Source organism: Streptomyces sp. MMG1533 (genome assembly GCF_001279775.1).
GTDB lineage: Bacteria > Actinomycetota > Actinomycetes > Streptomycetales > Streptomycetaceae > Streptomyces.
In genome coordinates this window covers 38,333-58,494 of sequence record NZ_LGDG01000074.1, presented here as the reverse complement: position 1 = coordinate 58,494, position 20,162 = coordinate 38,333, and the positions used below count along the sequence as shown (strand labels likewise).

Annotated in this window: 18 protein-coding genes; 10 read left to right on the top strand and 8 right to left on the bottom strand. The window is 69.9% G+C overall.

The window, feature by feature from the left end; genetic code table 11:
* Positions 1-138 precede the first annotated feature (138 nt).
* From ADK57_RS10880 to ADK57_RS10870, 3 genes are all read left to right on the top strand, one after another.
* Positions 139-1,026: a FadR/GntR family transcriptional regulator gene (locus ADK57_RS10880; protein WP_078973059.1), complete on the top strand. Its 888-nt coding sequence runs from the start codon at positions 139-141 to the stop codon at positions 1,024-1,026.
* A gap of 430 nt (positions 1,027-1,456) precedes the next feature.
* Positions 1,457-2,995, top strand: a complete 1,539-nt coding sequence (locus ADK57_RS10875) for an RNA polymerase sigma factor (protein WP_053749240.1) — start codon at positions 1,457-1,459, stop codon at positions 2,993-2,995.
* Between the two features lie 122 nt (positions 2,996-3,117).
* Positions 3,118-3,975 (top strand): serine protease, encoded by an 858-nt coding sequence (locus ADK57_RS10870; RefSeq protein WP_053749191.1) that lies wholly within the window; start codon positions 3,118-3,120, stop codon positions 3,973-3,975.
* A 109-nt stretch (positions 3,976-4,084) separates the two neighbouring features.
* Here ADK57_RS10870 and ADK57_RS10865 read toward each other — a convergent pair whose 3' ends face one another.
* The gene (locus tag ADK57_RS10865; RefSeq protein ID WP_053749190.1) at positions 4,085-4,315 is read right to left on the bottom strand and encodes a DUF7455 domain-containing protein; all 231 of its coding nucleotides are present in this window, start codon (positions 4,313-4,315) and stop codon (positions 4,085-4,087) included.
* A gap of 439 nt (positions 4,316-4,754) precedes the next feature.
* Between ADK57_RS10865 and ADK57_RS10860 the strand changes: the two genes are divergently transcribed.
* The 6 genes from ADK57_RS10860 to ADK57_RS10835 all read left to right on the top strand — a co-directional run bounded on the left by ADK57_RS10860 (position 4,755) and on the right by ADK57_RS10835 (position 12,028).
* On the top strand, positions 4,755-6,875 hold the full coding sequence (locus tag ADK57_RS10860) for a DNA gyrase/topoisomerase IV subunit B (protein ID WP_053749189.1): 2,121 nt from the start codon (positions 4,755-4,757) through the stop codon (positions 6,873-6,875).
* 581 nt (positions 6,876-7,456) lie between these two features.
* Complete coding sequence (locus ADK57_RS10855) at positions 7,457-7,981, top strand: DUF1453 family protein (protein ID WP_053749188.1); 525 nt, start codon at positions 7,457-7,459, stop codon at positions 7,979-7,981.
* On the top strand, positions 7,978-9,129 hold the full coding sequence (locus ADK57_RS10850) for a sensor histidine kinase (RefSeq protein ID WP_053749187.1): 1,152 nt from the start codon (positions 7,978-7,980) through the stop codon (positions 9,127-9,129). Before ADK57_RS10855 ends, ADK57_RS10850 begins: the two co-directional genes overlap by 4 nt.
* Positions 9,126-9,809, top strand: coding sequence for a response regulator transcription factor (locus ADK57_RS10845; RefSeq protein WP_053749186.1), 684 nt, complete (start codon positions 9,126-9,128; stop codon positions 9,807-9,809). Before ADK57_RS10850 ends, ADK57_RS10845 begins: the two co-directional genes overlap by 4 nt.
* Positions 9,810-9,878: 69 nt before the next feature.
* Positions 9,879-10,439, top strand: coding sequence for a DUF485 domain-containing protein (locus ADK57_RS10840; RefSeq protein WP_078973058.1), 561 nt, complete (start codon positions 9,879-9,881; stop codon positions 10,437-10,439).
* Complete coding sequence (locus ADK57_RS10835; protein ID WP_053749184.1) at positions 10,436-12,028, top strand: cation acetate symporter; 1,593 nt, start codon at positions 10,436-10,438, stop codon at positions 12,026-12,028. Before ADK57_RS10840 ends, ADK57_RS10835 begins: the two co-directional genes overlap by 4 nt.
* Before the next feature lie 78 nt (positions 12,029-12,106).
* Here the strand turns inward: ADK57_RS10835 and ADK57_RS10830 are convergent, their stop codons facing one another.
* The 4 genes from ADK57_RS10830 to ADK57_RS10815 all read right to left on the bottom strand — a co-directional run bounded on the left by ADK57_RS10830 (position 12,107) and on the right by ADK57_RS10815 (position 16,855).
* Complete coding sequence (locus ADK57_RS10830) at positions 12,107-12,787, bottom strand: response regulator (protein ID WP_053749183.1); 681 nt, start codon at positions 12,785-12,787, stop codon at positions 12,107-12,109.
* Positions 12,784-14,454 carry an ATP-binding protein gene (locus ADK57_RS10825; RefSeq protein ID WP_053749182.1) on the bottom strand — a complete coding sequence of 557 codons (1,671 nt, stop codon included), beginning with the start codon at positions 14,452-14,454 and terminating at the stop codon, positions 12,784-12,786. The genes ADK57_RS10830 and ADK57_RS10825 overlap by 4 nt, the downstream gene beginning before the upstream one ends.
* Before the next feature lie 145 nt (positions 14,455-14,599).
* Positions 14,600-15,544 (bottom strand): sucrase ferredoxin, encoded by a 945-nt coding sequence (locus ADK57_RS10820; RefSeq protein ID WP_053749181.1) that lies wholly within the window; start codon positions 15,542-15,544, stop codon positions 14,600-14,602.
* A gap of 54 nt (positions 15,545-15,598) precedes the next feature.
* Positions 15,599-16,855, bottom strand: a complete 1,257-nt coding sequence (locus tag ADK57_RS10815; protein WP_053749180.1) for a citrate synthase — start codon at positions 16,853-16,855, stop codon at positions 15,599-15,601.
* Positions 16,856-16,978: 123 nt separating this feature from the next.
* On the opposite strand from ADK57_RS10815, the gene ADK57_RS10810 reads away from it, so the two are divergent.
* Entirely contained in the window at positions 16,979-18,145 is a 1,167-nt protein-coding gene (locus ADK57_RS10810) for a citrate synthase/methylcitrate synthase (protein ID WP_053749179.1), read from the top strand.
* A gap of 173 nt (positions 18,146-18,318) precedes the next feature.
* On the opposite strand, the gene ADK57_RS10805 is transcribed toward ADK57_RS10810, so the two are convergent.
* The 3 genes from ADK57_RS10805 to ADK57_RS10800 all read right to left on the bottom strand — a co-directional run bounded on the left by ADK57_RS10805 (position 18,319) and on the right by ADK57_RS10800 (position 19,845).
* Positions 18,319-18,555: a hypothetical protein gene (locus tag ADK57_RS10805; RefSeq protein WP_107091523.1), complete on the bottom strand. Its 237-nt coding sequence runs from the start codon at positions 18,553-18,555 to the stop codon at positions 18,319-18,321.
* 351 nt (positions 18,556-18,906) lie between these two features.
* Positions 18,907-19,062 (bottom strand): hypothetical protein, encoded by a 156-nt coding sequence (locus ADK57_RS49860; RefSeq protein WP_159050038.1) that lies wholly within the window; start codon positions 19,060-19,062, stop codon positions 18,907-18,909.
* 285 nt (positions 19,063-19,347) lie between these two features.
* Complete coding sequence (locus tag ADK57_RS10800; RefSeq protein ID WP_234390120.1) at positions 19,348-19,845, bottom strand: DUF6082 family protein; 498 nt, start codon at positions 19,843-19,845, stop codon at positions 19,348-19,350.
* Positions 19,846-20,162: the final 317 nt, after the last annotated feature.

Here is a 20,162-nt window from a genome sequence, read left to right as displayed (position 1 = left end):
CGCCCTGCGCACAACTCCCCGGGGAAAGCCCATTTCTTTCCGATAAGGCGTCAATTGCGACGGGGTGAGCGATCACCCTTTCGTGTGCTTTTCACCAAAGACCTCAAGGGAGTTGGAGACGGCGCCGACAAAGGATCCGTGAGTACCCTTGCGCACACCATGATGACCGCCGCCCGCTCCGCAGACTCCGGTCTCGCCGGCCCGGGCGAACTCGACCGCTACCCCTACGCCGAGCCGCCGGCCGCCGACCGCGTCGGCGCCCCCTCCTGGGACGGCGCGGACCAGGAGCTGGGCCGCGTGGGCCGACGCGCCGCAGGCAACCGCGGGCGCGGGCTGCACGGCCAACTCGTTCAGCAGCTTGGCCAGATGATCGTCTCCGGCGACCTGGGCGCCGACCGCCCGCTGGTGCCCGAGGAGATCGGCCAGCGATTCGAGGTCTCCCGCACCGTCGTCCGTGAGTCCCTCCGTGTACTGGAGGCCAAGGGCCTGGTCAGTGCCCGCCCGAACGTGGGCACGCGCGTGCGCCCCGTCAGCGACTGGAACCTCCTCGATCCGGACATCATCGAGTGGAGGGCCTTCGGCCCGCAGCGCGACGACCAGCGCCGCGAGCTGAGCGAACTGCGCTGGACGATCGAGCCGCTCGCCGCCCGCCTCGCCGCCGGGCACGGGCGCGAGGGCGTCCAGCAGCGGCTCGCCGACATGGTCGATATCATGGGCCATGCCATGGGTCAGGGCGACGCGCTCACCTTCTCCCGCGCCGACGCCGAGTTCCACTCCCTGCTCATTCAGCTCGCGGGCAACCGCATGCTGGAGCACCTTTCCGGGATCGTGTCGGCCGCCCTTCAGGTCTCGGGCAGCCCGGTCACCGGCTGTGACCGCCCGAACGAGACCTCGCTGGCGCATCACGGCCGGATCGCCGACGCCCTCGCGACCGGCGACGGCACCGCGGCCGAGACGGCCATGCGCCAACTTCTCACCGTCCATCCCGAGGTGGAGCGCGTGGTGCCCGCCCCGCGGGAGCACTGACCGGGCACCGCGGGCGGCGCGGTCGGCGGTGCCTTCCCCCTCCTATGGCATCGCCCGGCCGGCGAACCGCCCCCCGTCGGACCCCGCAGGATCCTCAGGGGATTCTGCGGGGTCCGACGGCGCGACGTGGCCTTGAGCCCGCCGGAGTGCCCAGGTCGAGGCTGCGACTGACCTCCTCTGCCCGTGTCTGACCGTTTTTGAGAGCTTACGGGGTGTGACTCGGGCCACGCAGATTGGGCGTAACACTCGTGGAGACAGCGCGATGACCTAAGAGGTGACAGCCGCGGAGGGAATACGGACGCCGTCAAAGGCGCTGTGCATCTTCCCGGCCCCCGCCCGCGCCGTCGGCCCATCTCCAAGGCCGGTGGTCGGCTCCTGTCCGCCGTGGACGGGGCCGGAAGCCGTTTTCCAACGTTCCGAGAGGTTGTTCGTGTCGGCCAGCACATCCCGTACGCTCCCGCCGGAGATCGCCGAGTCCGTCTCTGTCATGGCGCTCATTGAGCGGGGAAAGGCTGAGGGGCAGATCGCCGGCGATGACGTGCGTCGGGCCTTCGAAGCTGACCAGATTCCGGCCACTCAGTGGAAGAACGTACTGCGCAGCCTCAACCAGATCCTCGAGGAAGAGGGTGTGACGCTGATGGTCAGTGCCGCGGAGCCCAAGCGCACCCGAAAGAGCGTCGCAGCGAAGAGTCCGGCCAAGCGCACCGCCACCAAGACGGTCGCGGCGAAGACGGTGACCACCAAGAAGGCCACCGCCACCGCCACGCCGGCGGCACCCGCCGTCGAGCCCGTCGTCGAGGACGAGGCGCCCGCGAAGAAGGCCGCCGCCAAGAAGGCGACGACTGCCAAGAAGGCGGCCGCGAAGAAGACCGTCGCCACGAAGAAGACGGCGGCCAAGAAGACGACCGCCGGCAAGGACGACGCCGAGGCCGTCGAGGACGAGGTCCTCGAGGACGTCAAGCCCGGCGAAGAGGAAGAGGAGGGAGCCGAGAACAAGGGCTTCGTCCTCTCCGACGATGACGAGGACGACGCGCCCGCCCAGCAGGTCGCCGTCGCCGGTGCCACCGCCGACCCCGTCAAGGACTACCTCAAGCAGATCGGCAAGGTCCCGCTGCTCAATGCCGAGCAGGAGGTCGAACTCGCCAAGCGCATCGAGGCCGGTCTGTTCGCCGAGGACAAGCTGGCCAACGCCGACAAGCTCGCTCCGAAGCTCAAGCGCGAGCTGGAGATCATCGCCGAGGACGGCCGCCGGGCCAAGAACCACCTCCTGGAGGCCAACCTCCGTCTGGTGGTCTCCCTGGCCAAGCGCTACACCGGCCGCGGCATGCTCTTCCTGGACCTCATCCAGGAGGGCAACCTCGGTCTCATCCGCGCGGTGGAGAAGTTCGACTACACCAAGGGCTACAAGTTCTCCACGTACGCCACCTGGTGGATCCGTCAGGCGATCACCCGCGCGATGGCCGACCAGGCCCGCACCATCCGTATCCCGGTGCACATGGTCGAGGTCATCAACAAGCTCGCGCGCGTGCAGCGCCAGATGCTCCAGGACTTGGGCCGCGAGCCCACCCCGGAGGAGCTGGCCAAGGAACTCGACATGACCCCCGAGAAGGTCATCGAGGTCCAGAAGTACGGCCGTGAGCCCATCTCGCTGCACACCCCGCTGGGCGAGGACGGCGACAGCGAGTTCGGTGACCTCATCGAGGACTCCGAGGCCGTGGTCCCGGCCGACGCGGTCAGCTTCACGCTCCTGCAGGAGCAGCTGCACTCCGTCCTCGACACCCTGTCCGAGCGCGAGGCGGGCGTCGTCTCGATGCGCTTCGGTCTCACCGACGGTCAGCCGAAGACCCTCGACGAGATCGGCAAGGTGTACGGCGTCACGCGCGAGCGCATCCGCCAGATCGAGTCCAAGACCATGTCGAAACTGCGCCACCCGTCGCGTTCGCAGGTGCTGCGCGACTACCTCGACTAGGTCGCGGCTGTAAGACATCGAAGGCCCGGATCACCGAGAGGGATCCGGGCCTTCGTGCTGCGGGCCACGATGCTCTGCATGACTCTGGGTGTCCGATCAACACCCCGGAGTGAGGAGCAGGCATGCGGTGTCGCATTGCCCGGGCGCTGGCCCGGCCGCTGGTTCTGGCGGCCGCGGCGGCAGCCATACCACTGGTGTCCGCCGCCCCCGTGGCCGCCGACAGCATCGTCGTCGGCGGCTTCCCCGTCGACGTGTCCGAGAGTCCGTGGACGGTGGCGTTGGCCAGCCGTGACCGGTTCGGGGGTACGCGGGCAGGACAGTTCTGTGGCGGTGTGGCGGTCGGCCGGACCACCGTGCTCACCGCGGCCCATTGTCTGGGCGAGGACGTCCTGGGCGCCCCGCCGGACCGCATCGGTGACCTCAAGGTGATCGCGGGCCGAACGGACCTTCGCTCGGACCAGGGCCGCGAGATCCGCGTACGGGACACCTGGGTGAACCCGGACTACGACCAGGCGAGCAACGCGGGGGACTTTGCCGTGCTCAGTCTCGCCGAGCCGCTGTCACAGGACTCGGTCGTCAAGATGGCGGCTGCCGATGATCCGGCATACGGACCGGGGGCGAGTGCCATGGTGTACGGCTGGGGTGACGTCACGGGCGCCGGTGATTATGCGCACAGCCTGTGGGCGGCACGAGTACGTGTCCTCCCGGACGCTCTGTGCGAGGAGGCGTATCCGGGCAGTGCCGACGGTAGGTACGTCGCCGACGCCATGCTGTGCGCCGGGGAGGCGGAGGGCGGGCCCGACGCCTGCCAGGGAGACAGCGGCGGGCCGCTGGTCGCCCAGGGGGAGCTGATCGGGCTGGTGTCCTGGGGGAGCGGCTGCGGTCGTGCGGGCAGCCCCGGTGTCTACACGCGCGTCTCCGACGTCATGCGGGCGCTGGACTGGCGTGGCGGGGCCGGAGTGCCGCGTACGGGTGTCTGACGGCGGCTGAGGGCCGCGCTGGGCACGAGCAAGGGCGGCTGCCCCTGGGAGCAGGGGCAGCCGCCCTTGGCCGGCCTGTGCCGGTGCTGGCTCGTCGTGGACGCGAGTGTCAGCGCTCTTCTTCGGAGGCGGATGCAGGAGCGGCCGTGAGTCGCTCCGTCTCGTCCTGTATCTCAGCGGCGATCTTCTTGAGTTCCGGCTCGAACTTGCGACCATGGTGGGCGCAGAAGAGCAGTTCTCCGCCGCTGAGCAGAACGACGCGCACGTACGCCTGGGCGCCGCAGCGGTCGCAGCGGTCAGCGGCCGTCAGCGGGCTCGCGGGGGTCAGAACAGTAGTCACGTCGCCTCTTCTCTAGCTCGACGAGCTGTCGTACCAGGGTCAACATCCAACCAGCCCGAAAACGTTCCCGCTCGGGGCTTTTCCTCGAAAAATCTCTCCGAGGCGGCTGTCTGCTGCCGGTTGGCGGCGAATGTGCCGTATTGCGTGTCTTCGATGCGTACGGGTTCGCGCTGTCGGTCGGTGTCGGTCCTCCCGGCTGGGTTGCCGGTTGTTCATGAGGACGTGCCCGGAGCCTAAATGGTTCATGCCTGGAAGGGAACGTGATATGTACTTCACTCCATCGAGGGATCGAACATGCATGCGACCCTGGACTAGTGTGAGTTCATACGAGGGTGGCGTTACATCGGCTCTACCAGGCCTCGGTACCCTCTGAGCGGCAACCCAAGCCGCGCCCTTACCCAGAAGGGCCCCACCTGAAATTCAGCGAGGAGCGAACCGCGTGACCGCCGAGACGTCCGTGCCGTCCACAGCTCTGCTGGCAGGAGCAGACCGGGACGGTTCCAACTACACCGCGCGGCACCTGCTCGTCCTCGAGGGGCTCGAGGCCGTGCGCAAGCGCCCGGGAATGTATATCGGCTCGACCGACAGTCGGGGCCTGATGCACTGCCTGTGGGAGATCATCGACAACTCTGTCGACGAGGCCCTCGGGGGCTACTGTGATCACATCGAGGTGATCCTCCACGACGACGGCTCGGTGGAGGTCCGTGACAACGGCCGCGGCATCCCGGTCGATGTCGAGCCCAAGACCGGCCTCTCCGGTGTCGAGGTCGTCATGACCAAGTTGCACGCCGGCGGCAAGTTCGGCGGCGGCTCGTACGCCGCGTCCGGCGGTCTGCACGGCGTCGGTGCCTCCGTGGTGAACGCCCTGTCCGCGCGGCTGGACGTCGAGGTCGACCGTAGCGGCCACACCCACGCCATCAGCTTCCGGCGTGGTGTGCCCGGAGCCTTCGCCGCTACGGGTCCGGATGCCAAGTTCGAGGCGGGTGGCCTGCGCAAGGCCAAAAAGATCCCCAGGACCCGTACCGGCACGCGTGTGCGGTACTGGGCCGACCGCCAGATCTTTCTCAAGGACGCCAAGCTCTCCCTTGAGCACCTGCATCAGCGCGCCCGCCAGACCGCCTTCCTGGTCCCCGGCCTGACCATCGTCGTCCGCGACGAGTACGGTCTGGGCGAGGGAGGCAGCAAGGGCGAGGAGTCCTTCCGCTTCGACGGGGGTATCAGCGAGTTCTGCGAGTACCTGGCCACCGACAAGCCGGTCTGCGACGTCCTCCGCTTCTCCGGTCAGGGCAGCTTCAAGGAGACCGTCCCCGTCCTGGACGACCACGGTCAGATGACGCCCACCGAGGTCACCCGTGAGCTCGGCGTGGATGTCGCACTGCGCTGGGGGACCGGCTACGACACGACCCTGAAGTCGTTCGTCAACATCATCGCCACCCCCAAGGGCGGCACCCATGTCGCGGGCTTCGAGCAGGCCGTCGCCAAGACGATGAACGAGGTGCTCCGCACCAAGAAGCTGCTGCGCGTCGCTGAGGACGACATCGTCAAGGACGACGCCCTGGAGGGCCTCACCGCGGTCGTCACGGTCCGTCTCGCGGAGCCGCAGTTCGAGGGGCAGACCAAGGAGGTCCTCGGTACCTCGGCGGCCCGCCGCATCGTGAACACCGTGATCTCCCGTGAGCTCAAGGCGTTCCTCACCTCCACGAAGCGGGACGCGGCGGCCCAGGCCCGCGTCGTCATGGAGAAGGCCGTCGCCGCCGCCCGTACGCGGATCGCCGCACGTCAGCACAAGGACGCACAGCGCCGCAAGACGGCCCTGGAGTCCTCGTCGCTGCCCGCCAAGCTCGCCGACTGCCGCAGTGACGACGTGGAGCGCAGCGAGCTGTTCATCGTCGAGGGAGACTCCGCGCTCGGCACCGCCAAGCTCGCCCGGAACTCCGAGTTCCAGGCGCTGCTGCCGATCCGTGGCAAGATCCTCAACGTCCAGAAGTCATCCGTGACGGACATGCTCAAGAACGCCGAGTGCGGCGCGATCATCCAGGTCATAGGAGCCGGTTCGGGCCGGACGTTCGACATCGACGCGGCCCGTTACGGCAAGATCATCATGATGACCGACGCCGATGTGGACGGCTCCCACATCCGGACTCTCCTCCTGACGCTGTTCCACCGTTACATGCGACCCATGGTCGAGGCGGGTCGGGTGTTCGCCGCGGTGCCGCCGCTGCACCGCGTCGAGCTCATCCAGCCGAAGAAGGGCCAGGACAAATACGTCTACACGTACTCGGACCGTGAGCTGCGGGACAAGCTCCTGGAGTTCCAGAGCAAGGGGGTCCGGTACAAGGACTCCATCCAGCGGTACAAGGGCCTCGGCGAGATGGATGCCGACCAGCTGGCCGAGACCACCATGGACCCGCGCCACCGGACCCTGCGCCGGATCAACCTCTCCGACCTGGACTCCGCCGAGCAGGTCTTCGACCTGTTGATGGGCAACGACGTGGCGCCGCGCAAGGAGTTCATCTCCAACTCGGCGGCGACGTTGGACCGGTCGCGCATCGACGCGTAGCCGCTGCGCTGGGCTCGGGCCGGTGAGATGGGCCGGGCCCAGGGGCGGGTAGTCGGGGCAGGGCAGGGCGGGCGTGAGGTGCAAGGCCGGGGCTGTGTCCGGGTTGGGCGCGTCGAGGCGTGCGGCATGGGCGCCGGGTGTTTGCGGCTGCGGCGGGACGGCCTGCACGGCGGTGCCGGTCGCGGCGGGAGGGTGCGCACGGCGGTGCCGTTCGCGTCGGCTTGCAGCGGACGCGCGAGCCCGGCGTGTGTGCGAGTCCGGCGTGTGCGCGGGTGCGATGTGTGGTGCGAAACCGGCGCGGGCGCGGGGCCGATGTGTGGTGCGAAGTCGGCGTGTGCGCGGGTCCGATGTGTGTGCGAGTCCGGTGTCTGTGCGGGTCTGATGCGTGGTGCGAACTCGCTGTCTGGCGAGTCCAGCGGATGCACCGAGGGTGTCTCCACCCGTGGGTGGAGGCCCGCGGTGGTCGGGGATCCACCCATGATCCACCCCTGCTCCGATCTGCCGGCCTGCGCATTTGCGTAGCGTCGAAGGCGTCGGCGGTGCTCGCTGCCGTCTCGCCTTTCCTCGCTACGGAGGCTCTGATGCCTGGGCTCGTCGACGCGTTGATGATCGTGGCCGTGGTCGTCCTGGTGGTCGTCCGGCAGTTCCGCCCCGGCCGGATCGACACCAAAAGGCGCTGGTGGCTCCTGCCGGCGGTCCTGGCCGTTGTAGCGTTCCGCGAGCCGCGGATAGTGGACGCGCATCACCACACGGCATCGGTCGTCCTGCTCGTCGCCGAGTTGTTCACGGGCCTCGCCATCGGAGCCGGCTGGGCCTGGACCACCCGAATATGGGTGGAGCCGGGCGGCGCGGTGTGGAGCAAGAGCACCAAGGCGAGCGGAGCGGTCTGGGCCGTCGGTATCGGACTGCGGGTCGGCCTCTTCGCGCTCGGCGCGGCGCTCGGCATCCATCAGGACTCCTCCGCCCTGCTGCTCGCCCTGGCGGCCACGCTTCTGGTCCGCTCCGGGATCCTCGCCTGGCGGGCCCAGTCCCTGCGCCCGACTGTCGAGTTCGGCACGGCGTACGGTGACCGCATGTCCGCGCCGGCGTGGAAGGAACGTGTGTGACGGAGAACGCCTGGACACGCTGGCCCTCCCGAGAGGCACTCGGGCGTGGCGGGACCTCGGGCCCCCGGCGCCTGCTCGGGTGGGTGGTGCGTGCCCTGGTGCTGGGCATGCTCCTGTGGGGCGTCTTCACTGGCAGCCAGGTGCACGGCTGGCAGGCGCTCGGGGCCGCGGGGGCCGTCCTGTTGGCCGCGTTCGTGGCCTGGGCCCTCTACCGCACCACCCTGGCGCACCGGCTCTGGCCCTCCCTGGCTCTCACCACCGTGCTCCTGGGGATTGCGGTGGTCGCCCAGACCGCCGACTTCAGGGTTCCCGCCCTCGTCCTGTGGTGCGGGTGTGCCGTCACCGCACTGGAGCGGCTGCCCCTCATGGCCGCCCTGCCGGTGACCGCGGTCGCCCTCACTTCGTACGCCGCGGTCAATGACGACCCCTGGTTGACCACCGCGGCCACGACAGCGGGGCTCGCCCTCGCCGGATATGTCCTGCGGCTGGACGCCGAGGCCCGCGGCAACGCCCAGCGGCTGCTCGCCCAGGAGCGTGCCGCGCGGGCGGCGGAGGCGGAGTCGGCGGCCCTTGCGGAGCGGGCGCGCATTGCACGGGAGATCCATGACGTGCTGGCCCACAGTCTCTCGGCGCAGCTCGTGCACCTGGAGGCGGCCCGGCTGCTGATCGAGGGAGGGGCAGACCGGGAGCAGATCCTCGAGCGGGTGGTGGCGGCCCGGGGAATGGCCCGCGACGGACTCGCCGAGACCCGGCAGGCGCTGTCGGCGCTGCGTGGTGAGCTGACTCCGCTGGAGGACTTCCTGACCCAGCTCGTCGGTGAGGCCGCCGGTGCCGCAGCCACCATTTCGGGTGAGCGCAGGCCACTGCCGGCCGAGGCGTCGCAGGCTGTGCGCAGGGTCGCGCAGGAGGCCCTGACCAACGTACGCAAGCATGCGTCGGGGGCGAAGGTGCAGGTGAGGCTGGAGTACGGCGAGCAGCAAGTGACGCTGGTCGTGCGGGACTCGGGCGGTTCGCCGGGTGAACTCGGCGAGAGTGGTGCCGGGTACGGTCTTCTGGGAATGCGGGAGCGTGCCGAACTGCTGGGCGGTTCGCTGGACGCGGGGCCGGACAAGGAGGGGTTCGTGGTGACGTTGCAGGTGCCTGTATGACGGAGGGAGCGGGGGAGAAGGCGGCGCGGGTGGTGGTCGTGGACGACCAGACCGTGGTCCGTGAGGGCATCGTGATGTTGTTGGGGCTGCTGCCCGGAATCGACGTCGTCGGAGCCGCGGGGGACGGAGACGAGGCCGTGAAGCTCGTGGCCGAACTCGCCCCGGACGTGGTGCTGATGGATCTGCGCATGCCCCGCTGCGACGGGGTGGAGGCGACCCGCCGTATCCGGGCCGAGTATCCCGGGACACAGGTCGTGGTGCTCACGACCTACGCGGACGACGAGTCGCTGTTCCCGGCGCTGCGAGCGGGAGCGCGTGGCTATCTGACCAAGGACGCGGGGGGTGACGAGATCGTGCGGGCCGTGCAGAGTGTGCTGTCCGGGGACGCGGGGTTGTCGCCGAGCATCCAGCGACGGCTCCTGGAGAGGTTGTCGGAACCCGAGCCGGCATCGGCGGCGCCCGCCGGGGCGCCGGACGGGCTCACCGTGCGGGAGACCGAGGTGCTGGTCCTGATTGCCGAGGGCCTCGGCAATCAGGAGATCGCCCGTCGGTTGCACGTCTCCACGGCGACGGTGAAGACCCACATCAACAACCTCTTCGCCAAGACGGGACTCAAGGACCGTGCGCAGGCGGTGCGTTATGCGTACGGGAAAGGGCTTGTACGGCCGCCGAGGGGGTGAGTCACCTGATGGGGTGAAGAGCGCCGGGAAGAAGAGTCGGGGACCTTCCGGTTCTGTCCATCCTTGGGCATGCAGCCAAGCAACGGTCGCCCCCGCGGAGGCGGCGGTGGTGCCGAGAGTTCGGTCGACAACCACGACGGTCATGATCAGGCGCAGGCCGAGGGGCGCGGACAGGTGAGGTACGACGACCCCTGGTACGACGCGCTGGCCTCCGGCTGGGGCGAGTCGGGTGGTGTCGGCGCGCCCGTGCCGGCGGTGTCTGGGGTGCGGCAGGAGCACGAGGCCCCGGCTGTTGCCGCGGCCGAGGTGTACCTGGAGGTGCAGCGCAGCGCGGCCTTCCAGGAGGTGCGTAGCCGGTACCGGAGGTTCGTGGTGCCCGCGGTCGTCGTGTTCTTCGTCTGGTACGTCGCCTACGTCGTGACCGCGACGACGGCGCCCGGGCTGATGGCGCGCCCCGTGGCGGGCGCCGTGAACGTGGCGATGCTGGCTGGGCTGGGGCAGTTCCTTACGACCTTCCTGTTCACCTGGGCGTACGCGCGGCATGCGCGGCTGCGCCGGGACCGGGCCGCGCTCGAACTGCGGTGGGACACCCAGGAACTGACGCGCGGCATCCGGGGCGGTGTGTCGTGACGGGGGACCATCAGACACTGGCGTTGCTGCTGTTCAGTGTGTTCGTCGCCGTCACGCTGGGGATCACGACATGGGTGAGCCGTCACCGGCACGGTTCGGCGGAGGAGTTCTACGCGGGGGGCCGGCTCTTCTCTCCGATGGAGAATGGTTTTGCCATCGCGGGTGACTACATGTCGGCCGCCTCCTTCCTCGGTATCTCCGGACTCATCGCCCTTTACGGCTATGACGGACTGCTGTACTCGGTGGGATTCCTCGTGGCCTGGCTCGTGGTGCTGTTCCTCGTCGCCGAACTGGTGCGCAACTGCGGGAGGTTCACGCTCGCCGACGTGGTCGCGGCGCGGATGAGGGAGCGGCCCGTGCGGATCGCGGCGGGAACCTCCTCGGTCACGGTGTCCGTTCTGTATCTGGTGGCGCAGATGGTGGGAGCGGGCAGTCTGGTCGCGCTGCTGCTCGGGGGCACCAGCGAGGTGGCGCAGACCTGGACGGTCATCGGGGTCGGCGCGCTCATGGTGATCTATGTGTCGTTGGGAGGGATGCGAGCCACGACCTGGATCCAGATCGTGAAGGCGGTACTGCTGCTCGGGGGCACCGTCACGCTGACCGTGCTCGTCCTGCTCAGGTTCCACGGCGACTTCGACCAGCTGCTGCTCACGGCTGCGGAGCGCAGCGGTCACGGTGACTCGTTCCTGGCACCCGGTCTGAAGTACGGCGGGGACTGGACCGCCCGCTTCGACTTCATCAGCCTGGGACTCGCGCTGGTGCTGGGCACGGCCGGGCTGCCGCACATCCTGTCCCGCTTCTACACCGTGCCCACCGCGCGCGCTGCCCGGCGTTCGGTCGTGTGGTCGATCGGCCTCATCGGCGGCTTCTACCTGATGACGATCGTCCTCGGGTTCGGCGCGGCGGCGATCGTGGGGCCGGAGGCGGTTCGGGGATCGAACGCGGCCGGGAACACGGCTGTTCCACTGCTGGCACTCGACCTGGGCGGCGGCGCGGACTCCACGGGAGGAACGGTTCTCTTTGCGATCGTCGCCGCCGTCGCCTTCGCCACGATTCTCGCCGTGGTCGCCGGGATCACGCTCGCCTCCTCCGCGTCCGTCGCCCACGACCTGTACGCCTCACTGCGGCGCCCGCACGTCAAGCCGCGCAGCGAAGTGGCCGTCGCCCGCGCCGCTGCCGTCGGCATCGGGGTGATCGCGATCGCCCTCGGTCTGCTGGCGCGCGACCTGAACGTGGCGTTCCTCGTGGGACTCGCCTTCGCCGTCGCCGCATCAGCCAATCTGCCGGTGCTGCTCTACTCGCTGTTCTGGCGGGGCTTCACCACCCGCGGCGCCGTGTGCGCCGTCTACGGCGGGCTGATCCCGGCCGTCGTGCTCGTGGTGCTGTCGCCGGTGGTGTCGGGCAGCCCCGAATCACTGTTCCCCGGCGTCGATTTCCAGTACTTCCCGCTGCAGAACCCCGGTCTCGTCTCGATCCCGCTGGGCTTCGTCGCGGGCTGGCTCGGCACGGTCACCTCGGCGGAACTGCCCGACGAGGCCAAGCATGCGGAGACCGAGGTGCGGTCCCTGACCGGAGCGGGGGCCGTGTAAGGGGCGGAGGGGCGGCGTCTTCACCGTCGTACGCATCGGCCTCACCTGCGTACAGGGGCGGCCCCAGCGGTCGTGCCCTCAGGTGCGGGTCGCCCACACGTAACGGTGTTCCGGGCGGCCCGCGTCGCCGTACTTGAGGGTGAGTCTGGCCCGTCCCGTGCGCTCCAGGAGCTTCAGGTAGCGCTGGGCGGTCTGGCGGCTCACACCGGTGCGTTCGGCGATCTCCTGAGCCGACAGAGGGCCTTCGGCGTTCATCAGGGAGCGGCGGACGAGCTCCGCGGTAGTGGGGGAGTGGCCTTTGGGGAGTTCGGGCTCCGACGGTGTGGACAGGGCGCCGAAGATGCGGTCCACCTCGGCCTGCTCCGCCTCGCCGCCGCTGTCGAGGGTGCGGCGCAGCTGCGCGTACGCCTCCAGTTTGGCGCGCAGGCCCGCGAAGGCGAACGGCTTGACCAGGTACTGCAGCGCGCCCTGCCGCATCGCGGCCTGCACCGTGGAGACGTCCCGCGCCGCCGTCACCATGATCACGTCGGTCTGGTGGCCGAGTCGGCGCATCTCCTGGACGACCGTGAGGCCCGTCTCGTCGGGCAGGTAGTGGTCCAGGAGGACCAGGTCCACGTGGGGCAGCGCCTCCAGCTGGAGCAGCGCCTCCGCCGCGCTGTGTGCCTCGCCGGCCACATGGAAGCCCGGGACCTTCTCGACGTAGGCGGCGTTGACCCGTGCCACCCGGATGTCGTCGTCCACGACCAGGACCTCGATCATCGCGACTCCTCCTCGATGGCGGACGGCTGTGCCTGCGGCGCGGTGAGGGCCGGTTCCGGTTCGGCCAGGGCGTCGGGCAGGACGACCGTGAACTCCGCGCCCCCGCCGCCCGCCTCGCCGACCGTGGCGCTGCCACCTTGGCGCTCGGCGAGCCTGCGCACCAGGGAGAGCCCGATGCCGCGGTTGCGATGGGCCGGCGGCTTCTTCGTGGACCAGCCCTCGGTGAAGACCAGCTCGCGGTGCTCCACCGGGATTCCGGGGCCCGTGTCCCGCACCCTGAGAACCGCGGTGCGCCCCTCCGCACGCAGTTCGACCTCCACGCGCGCGTGCGCTGTGCCCGCGACGGCGTCCAGGGCGTTGTCCACCAGGTTGCCGAGGATCGTGACCAGCCCACCGGGGTCAACCAGCCGGTCCGGCAGCCGGGTCCGGTCCGAGACCCACAGGGCGACTCCGCGCTCGGCCGCGACGGTCGCCTTGCCGACCAGCAGGGCGGCAAGCAAGGGGTCCAGGATCTTCTCGGTGACCTGTTCGGCGGTGGCGCGGTGATCGCCGACGACCTCGCCGACGAACTCCACGGCGTCGTCGTACATCTCCAGTTCGAGCAGTCCGAGGAGCGTGTGCATGCGGTTGGCGTGCTCGTGGTCCTGGGCACGCAGGGCGTCGATCAGTCCCTGCGTGGAGTCGAGTTCCCGGCCCAGCTGCTCCAGTTCGGTGCGGTCGCGCAGAGTGGCGACCGCGCCGCCGTCGTCGGTGGGCATGCGGTTGGTGACCAGCACGCGCTGGCCGCGCACGGTGAGCAGGTCGGTGCCCGTCACCCGGCCCGCGAGGACGTCGGCGGTACGGCCTTGGCCGAGCGCCTCGTCGGGGGAGCGGCCGACGGCCTCGTCCCCGATGCCCAGCAGGCGCTGCGCCTCGTCGTTGAGCAGGCGGATGCGACCGGTGCGGTCCAGGGCCACGACGCCTTCCCGGATGCCGTGCAGCATGGCCTCGCGCTCCGCGAGCAGCCCCGAGATGTCCGAGAAGGCCAGGTCCCGGGTCTGGCGATGGACCCGGCGGGAGATCAGCCAGGCGGCCAGGGCACCGACGGCCAGGGCGCCGCCGGCGTACGCGAACAGCCCCGGGATCGCGTGGATCAGCCGCGCCCGCACACTGTCGTACGCGATGCCGACCGAGACCGCGCCGACGATGTCGCCGTCGCTGTCGCGCAGCGGTACCTTGCCGCGGGCGGAGCGGCCCAGGGTGCCGCTGTCGATCTCCATGACCTCCTTGCCGGCGAGGGCCTGGCCGGGGTCGGTCGACACGATCCTGCCGACCTGGTCGGGGGTGGGGTGCGACCAGCGCACGCCTCGCCAGTCCATGATCACGACGTACTCGGCCTTGGTGGACTCGCGGATCCGCTCCGCCGCCCTCTGGACGGGCCCGTCGGCCGTCGGAGGCGTGTTCTTGACCTCTTCGGCGATCCGCGGTTCGGCGGCTGTGGTCTGCGCGATCGCCAGCGCCCGGCGCATAGCCTGGTCGTCCAGCTGGTTGCTGAGGGGGGCGAGGAACAGTCCGGTCGCGAGCACCGCGACTCCCGCGGCGATCGCCAGCTGCATCAGCAGCACCTGCGAGAACACGCGCCGGGGCAGGCCGAGGCGCAGGCGGCGGGCGGGGGGAGTGCGGCTCATACCCATGACGGTACGTGGGTGTGCCTCGGCTGCTGCAGGGGGTGTGGCGTGGATTACTTGATCAATATGTGAGACGCATGGATGAGACGTGTTGCCGGAGGGCCTCGGTGAACCGGAGGGCCTCGGTGAACCGCTGGGTGCGCCTTCAGCTTGCGAGCGCCGTCGTCGCCGTCAGCTCGCGCACCGCGATCACGTCCATCCGCGCGGGCGAGCCGAGCACCGACGCCCCACAGCTCTCCGCGCGGGGCGGCAGGGACGCGCCCTGGGCCACGACGACCCGCCAGCTCCGTCCGTCGGAGTGGGCGACGGTCACCTCCCAGCGCGGTGCGACGCCCTCCGTGCGGACGACGGCGAGGGCGTCCGCCGCGTGCTCGCCCGTGGCCGTGCGCACGGCCAGCTCGGCCGCCTGGCCGGGTCGCTCCCAGGCCGAGTTCCCGCGGCACCCCTCCACGACGATCCGCCCCTCCTGGACGCTGTGCAGGACCTGCTTGACGGCATGGGCCTCGGCGCGGCCGTAGGCGTATCCGTAGGGCAGCACGAGCAGCGTCGGTGAGAAGCGATGACCACCCAGATGGGTGACTTCCCAGGTGCCCTCGACGCCGGACGCGGCGAGCTCGGCGGCGAGCGGGCGGCCGAGGAGTGCGCAGCAGCGGTCGCGCTTGCCGTTGGTGCAGACGAGGGCGAGCGGCTCGCCGGTGTGGGGCCGCCCGTCGAGCGCCGTGTCGAAGCTGCTGTGGTCGCCCCTGCCGAGCGCGGCGAAGTCGAGGTCGAGCAGCTGCCGCGGGTCGCAGGTGGTGGCGGAGTGCAGCCATGCGTTCCCGGGCAGGGTGTGGGCGGCGTACACGTGACGCGTGGTGGGCGTGCCGCTGTCGGCGTGCCGCCCGGGGCGGCGGATCAGTGCGACGCGTACGTCCGTCCCCTTGGCGGCTGCCTCCAGGGCACGGCCCAGCGCGGGGTCCAGGTGGCTCGAAGTGAGCGCCTTGGCACCCCAGGGACCGGGCTGCTCCAGCAGTAGCCAGGTCCTCGCCGTGGCCGCGGTCCCGGAAATGGGCTCGTCGAGCTCCTGGGAGACGGTTGAGCACGTACTCACAGAGGTGAGCCTAACCTGACTTGAGGCGAGGCGACTTCCGGCCGGGCGCGAGTCCTACTCCGGGAGGGGCTGCGGCGGCCTCGGACCGACGTAGTGGCCGCTCGGACGCATGCGCAGGGGGCGCTCCCCGTACTCCTCCAGGGCATGGGCGATCCAGCCCGCCGTACGGGCCACCGCGAAGATCGTCTCGCCCGCCGCGGCAGGCATGCCGGAGGAGGCGGTGAGGACGGCGAGGGCCAGGTCGACATTGGCGTGCAGGGGTGCGTGGCGGGCGGTGGTGGCCACGATGTCGTGGGCCGCGGCGAAGGCGGGCTCGGCCCTGGGGATCTGCTCCAGGAGACCGAACAGGGCACGCGCGCGTGGGTCCTCGCCGGGGTAGAGACGATGGCCGAGCCCCGGAATGCGCCGGCCTGCCCGCAGCTCGTCCGCGATCACGGGGGCCGCGCTGCCCTGGTCGAGCACGTCGAGCAACAGCCTGTGGGCGAGCCCGCTGGCCGCGCCGTGCAGAGGGCCCTCGATCACGCCGAGCCCGGCGGAGACGGCCGCGTAGGCGTGCGCACGGGCCGACGCGGCGACGCGCACGGCGAGGGTCGAGGCGGCGAGGTCGTGGTCGACGAGCAGGGCGAGCGCGGTGTCCAGAGCGCGCAGGGACGCCTCGTCGGCGGGTCGGCCGCTGAGCCGGGTCCACAGCCGGTGGGCGAGAGGACCGCCGTCGCCGTGGTCGTGCAGGACCGGTGGCAGGGCGGCGACCAGCGTGGGGATGAGGACGCGCGCGGTGCCCAGCACGGCTTCCTCGGAGAGGTCGAAGCGCAGCGGATCCGCGGCCGCGGCGGCGATCGCCGCGACCCGCAACCGGTCGGTGGGAGCGGCGTGTTCGGGCAGCGCGTCCACGGCACGGCGGGCGACGGCGGCGGCGGCCTCGGGCGCCGTGAAGGTGGCACCGGGGCGCATCTGCCCGGTCCACAGCCATTCGGCGACCTCTTCGTAGGAGTGCCGGGCGGCCAGTTCGGTCGCGTCGACGCCCCGGAAGTAGTACCGGTCCGCCTCGATCAGCGTGATGCGTGTCCGTACGGACAGCTCGCCTCCGGAGCCCGACCCCCCGCCGCTGTCACGCCTGTTGCGCCGGGCGAGCGCCTCCACCTCCTTGGCGTCGAAGGTGCTGCCCCGGCCGCCGGGTGCGCGCCGGCTGGTGAGCTGACCGCGGCTCACGTAGGCGTACACGGTCTCGGGCTTCACGCCCAGCAGCTCGGCGGCCTCCTTGGTGCTCAGCCGCGGTCCGGCGGGGCGGGAGAGAGGTTCTTGATCGCGCATAAGACGTCACCGTATCCGTAGCTCGGCTTGTTGATCGGCCGTTGATTGGCGTGTATTGATTCAATCAATATTGACAGGAAATCAGTCAATCATGGACAGTCGAATCAAGTCGAGGGAGGAATCATGTCCGTCAACAAGTCCGCAGCCGCTCTGGTCGACGTACCGCGGGGACTCGCGGGCGTCGTCGTCACCGACACCGAGATCGGTGACGTGCGGGGGCGCGAGGGTTTTTACCACTACCGCCAGTACTCTGCCGTCGAACTCGCGCAGACCCGCAGCTTCGAGGACGTCTGGCATCTCCTGGTCCACGGCGAGCTGCCGGGTGCCGACCGCGGCGCCGCTTTCGCCGCCGAGACCGCCGCACTGCGGCGGCTGCCCGGCGAGGTACGGGCCGCGCTGCCCGCCATCGCCGCGGCCGGCGCGGGCTCCGGCCCGCTCGCCGGGATGCGCACCGCGCTGTCGCTGCTCGGTGCGGCGAAGGGCTTCCGCCCGGTGTACGACCTCGACGTGGACAGTCGCCGCGAGGACGGCGTCGCCGCGGCGGCGGCCGTACCGACTCTGCTCACCGCGCTGCACCGGCTGGGTGCGGGGCTCGAGCCGGTGGAGCCGCGCGAGGACCTGCCGTACGCGGCGAACTACCTCTACATGCTGACGGGTTCGGAGCCGGAACCGGAGCGTGCCCGGGCGGTCGAGCAGTACTTGATCTCAACCATTGATCACGGCTTCAATGCATCAACCTTCACCGCCCGGGTCATCGCGTCGACCGGTGCCGATGTGGCGGCGTGTCTTGTGGGGGCGGTGGGGGCCTTGTCCGGACCGCTGCACGGGGGTGCGCCCAGTCGTGCACTGGACACCCTGGACGCGATCGGCACTCCCGACCGCATCGACTCCTGGATTCGTGAGCGGGTCCTGGCCGGTGACCGCATCATGGGCTTCGGTCATGCGATCTACCGCACGGAGGACCCCCGTTCCCGGATGCTCCGCGAGGTCGCCCAGCGGTTCGGCGGTCCGCGCGTCGACTTCGCAGTCGAGGTCGAGCGCCACGTCGAGCGGATCCTCGCCGAACTGAAGCCGGGCCGGGAACTCCACACGAATGTCGAGTTCTACGCGGGCGTGGTCATGGAACTGTGCGGCCTGCCACGCGAGATGTTCACACCGACGTTCGCGGCGGCGCGCGTGGTGGGCTGGAGCGCCAACATCCTGGAACAGGCGGCGGACTCGAAGATCATCAGGCCGGTGGCGCGGTATGTGGGGCCGGGGGCGCCGGTGGCGGTGCCGGGGGCCGCCTGACATGCGTGTGGCCTGGTGCCGTTCTGGCGCCAGGCCTCATCGGTGGTGATCGAGCAGGAACGGGGTGCCGAACTGCTCGCCGGGTCAATGCCCGGTTCGCTCAGCGGTTCTGTGCGGCCGGGGGGAATGCTTCACGGGACGGGTTCGGGGTGGATGCGCCTCGTGCGCTGACGTCAGGTGTCGGGGATGTCTGCCTTGGCGCGAATCAGGGTCTCCCTGCTGACGATGACGATGCGCTCGTAGTCGGCGCGGGCTGCATCGGCGGGGAGTTCACGCTCCAGCGCCTCGGTGGCCTCGGTGCCGATGACGGCGAAGTTGCCGTCGCTCAGCTCGAACACGTCCGGGCAGTTTGCTCCTGAGGCACTGCCACGGGCACTTGGAGGCACACCAATGCGGCGCACGATTTTCAAGGGTGGTGGTCCTTAACGATGGGTGGGGGCATAGTTTTGCGCAGCAGGTTAGCTGGGGTTGGTGGTGCGAAGTGGCCATATGGCGAAAGATCACCTGGCCGTGTCGCCACGGCAGGAGGTTGATCGGTCGGAGTGGTCACGCTGTCGGGTGACTGCCCAGCCGTCGCCGAGACTGCAGCGGCACTCATGATCCTCCGCGACGACGGCCCGACGTTGCTGGTCTCCTGAATATCCGCGCCTGCGGCCACGCCGAGATGACGAACGCCCCCGCCCTCCCGTCGGCCAGGCCCCGGACCGGAGGACGAGGCCCTTGTGGTGGACGTGAGCCCTGACTGATCGCTCAGCTGGGGCTCACGCGATTCGGACCCGCGGTTGGTGCTCGATCAGCCACGCGATCACGAGGAAGACCTCGCAGGACGCGCACACGCGCTCCGAGGAGACGTGCTGCCGGACGTGCTGCCGTACGTGGATCCACCGTCGATCCTTCCGCTCGCGCTTGCGTCTCAAGATCGGCTTCCCTCTGGCCCGAAGGCCTTGGCGCGGGCGGACCGGCTGCCGATTGCGGGATGACGTCCCGCGCCGCTGAGGTCACAGACGTGTCCTCACGTGAGGGACGCGGTTTGTGAACCCTGAAGGGATACCGGGAGCTTGAACGTTAACGACGGATGGACATGGGCAACACGGTACTGAGATCCCCGAGGAACGTGTGGCCAGGACGCAAAAAGCCACCCGGCCTTGTCGCGGGGGCAGGTGGGTTGACCGGTCGGAGTGTTGACCGGTCGGAGCGGGTGGTCATGCTGTCGGCGGCGTGCCCACGACCCACCACTCGTCCGTCTCGGCCTCGTCCAGGTCCTTGATGAGGCCGTCGACCATGCGCCCGATCCTGGCCTCGTCCGACGACTGCTTCAAAGTGGCGCGCTGCCCCTTCGAAGCCTCCCAGTACTCCCGCAGGAGGGGGCTCTGGAAGAGCTCACGCAGATGTCCGTACAACTCCTGCTGGTCCAGGATTCCTGAGCGGTAGAGGTGGTACAGGTTGACGTACCAGGCGTTGGCGTAGAAGTACTGGCGCCGCTTCGCAGCCGGGATGCTCTTGTCGTAGGTGTCGATCACCTCGGCGAGGGAAGGGTCGTCGATGGCCTTGGCCAGCAACTCCCAGTGCATGCGCTGTTGGTGCGCCAGCGCCTTGCGTCGGGCCGCCATTTCCTCGAGCTCCATACGCCTCACCTGCAGGCGGGCCTCTTCGAGCCGCCGTTGACGCGAAGCCATAGTCAACGTGGCGGTGGCGAGCATCAGGCCCGCCGCCGCGGCGGAGCCCAACCCCGGTACTCCAAAATTCCGTGTGGCCATGTCAACCCCCGAATCAGGCGGCCGTCCGCCGGTCGTCGGGGTGCGGGTCGACTGTAGGGGACCGGCGAGCGGTGGGCGGCGCTTGCCGTCTCCCAGGGTGCCGAGCGGCTCTGATCGGCGGGGGAGGCGGAGAGGAGGCGCACGGAGGGAAGCGAGGGTCGCACGAACCGGCGCCTTGCCCAACGTCTGCCCCGCAAGCGCTGCTAACAATCGTTCACTTCGCGGCGATTCTTCCGGCTCGTATCCTGGGTCGGCATTCA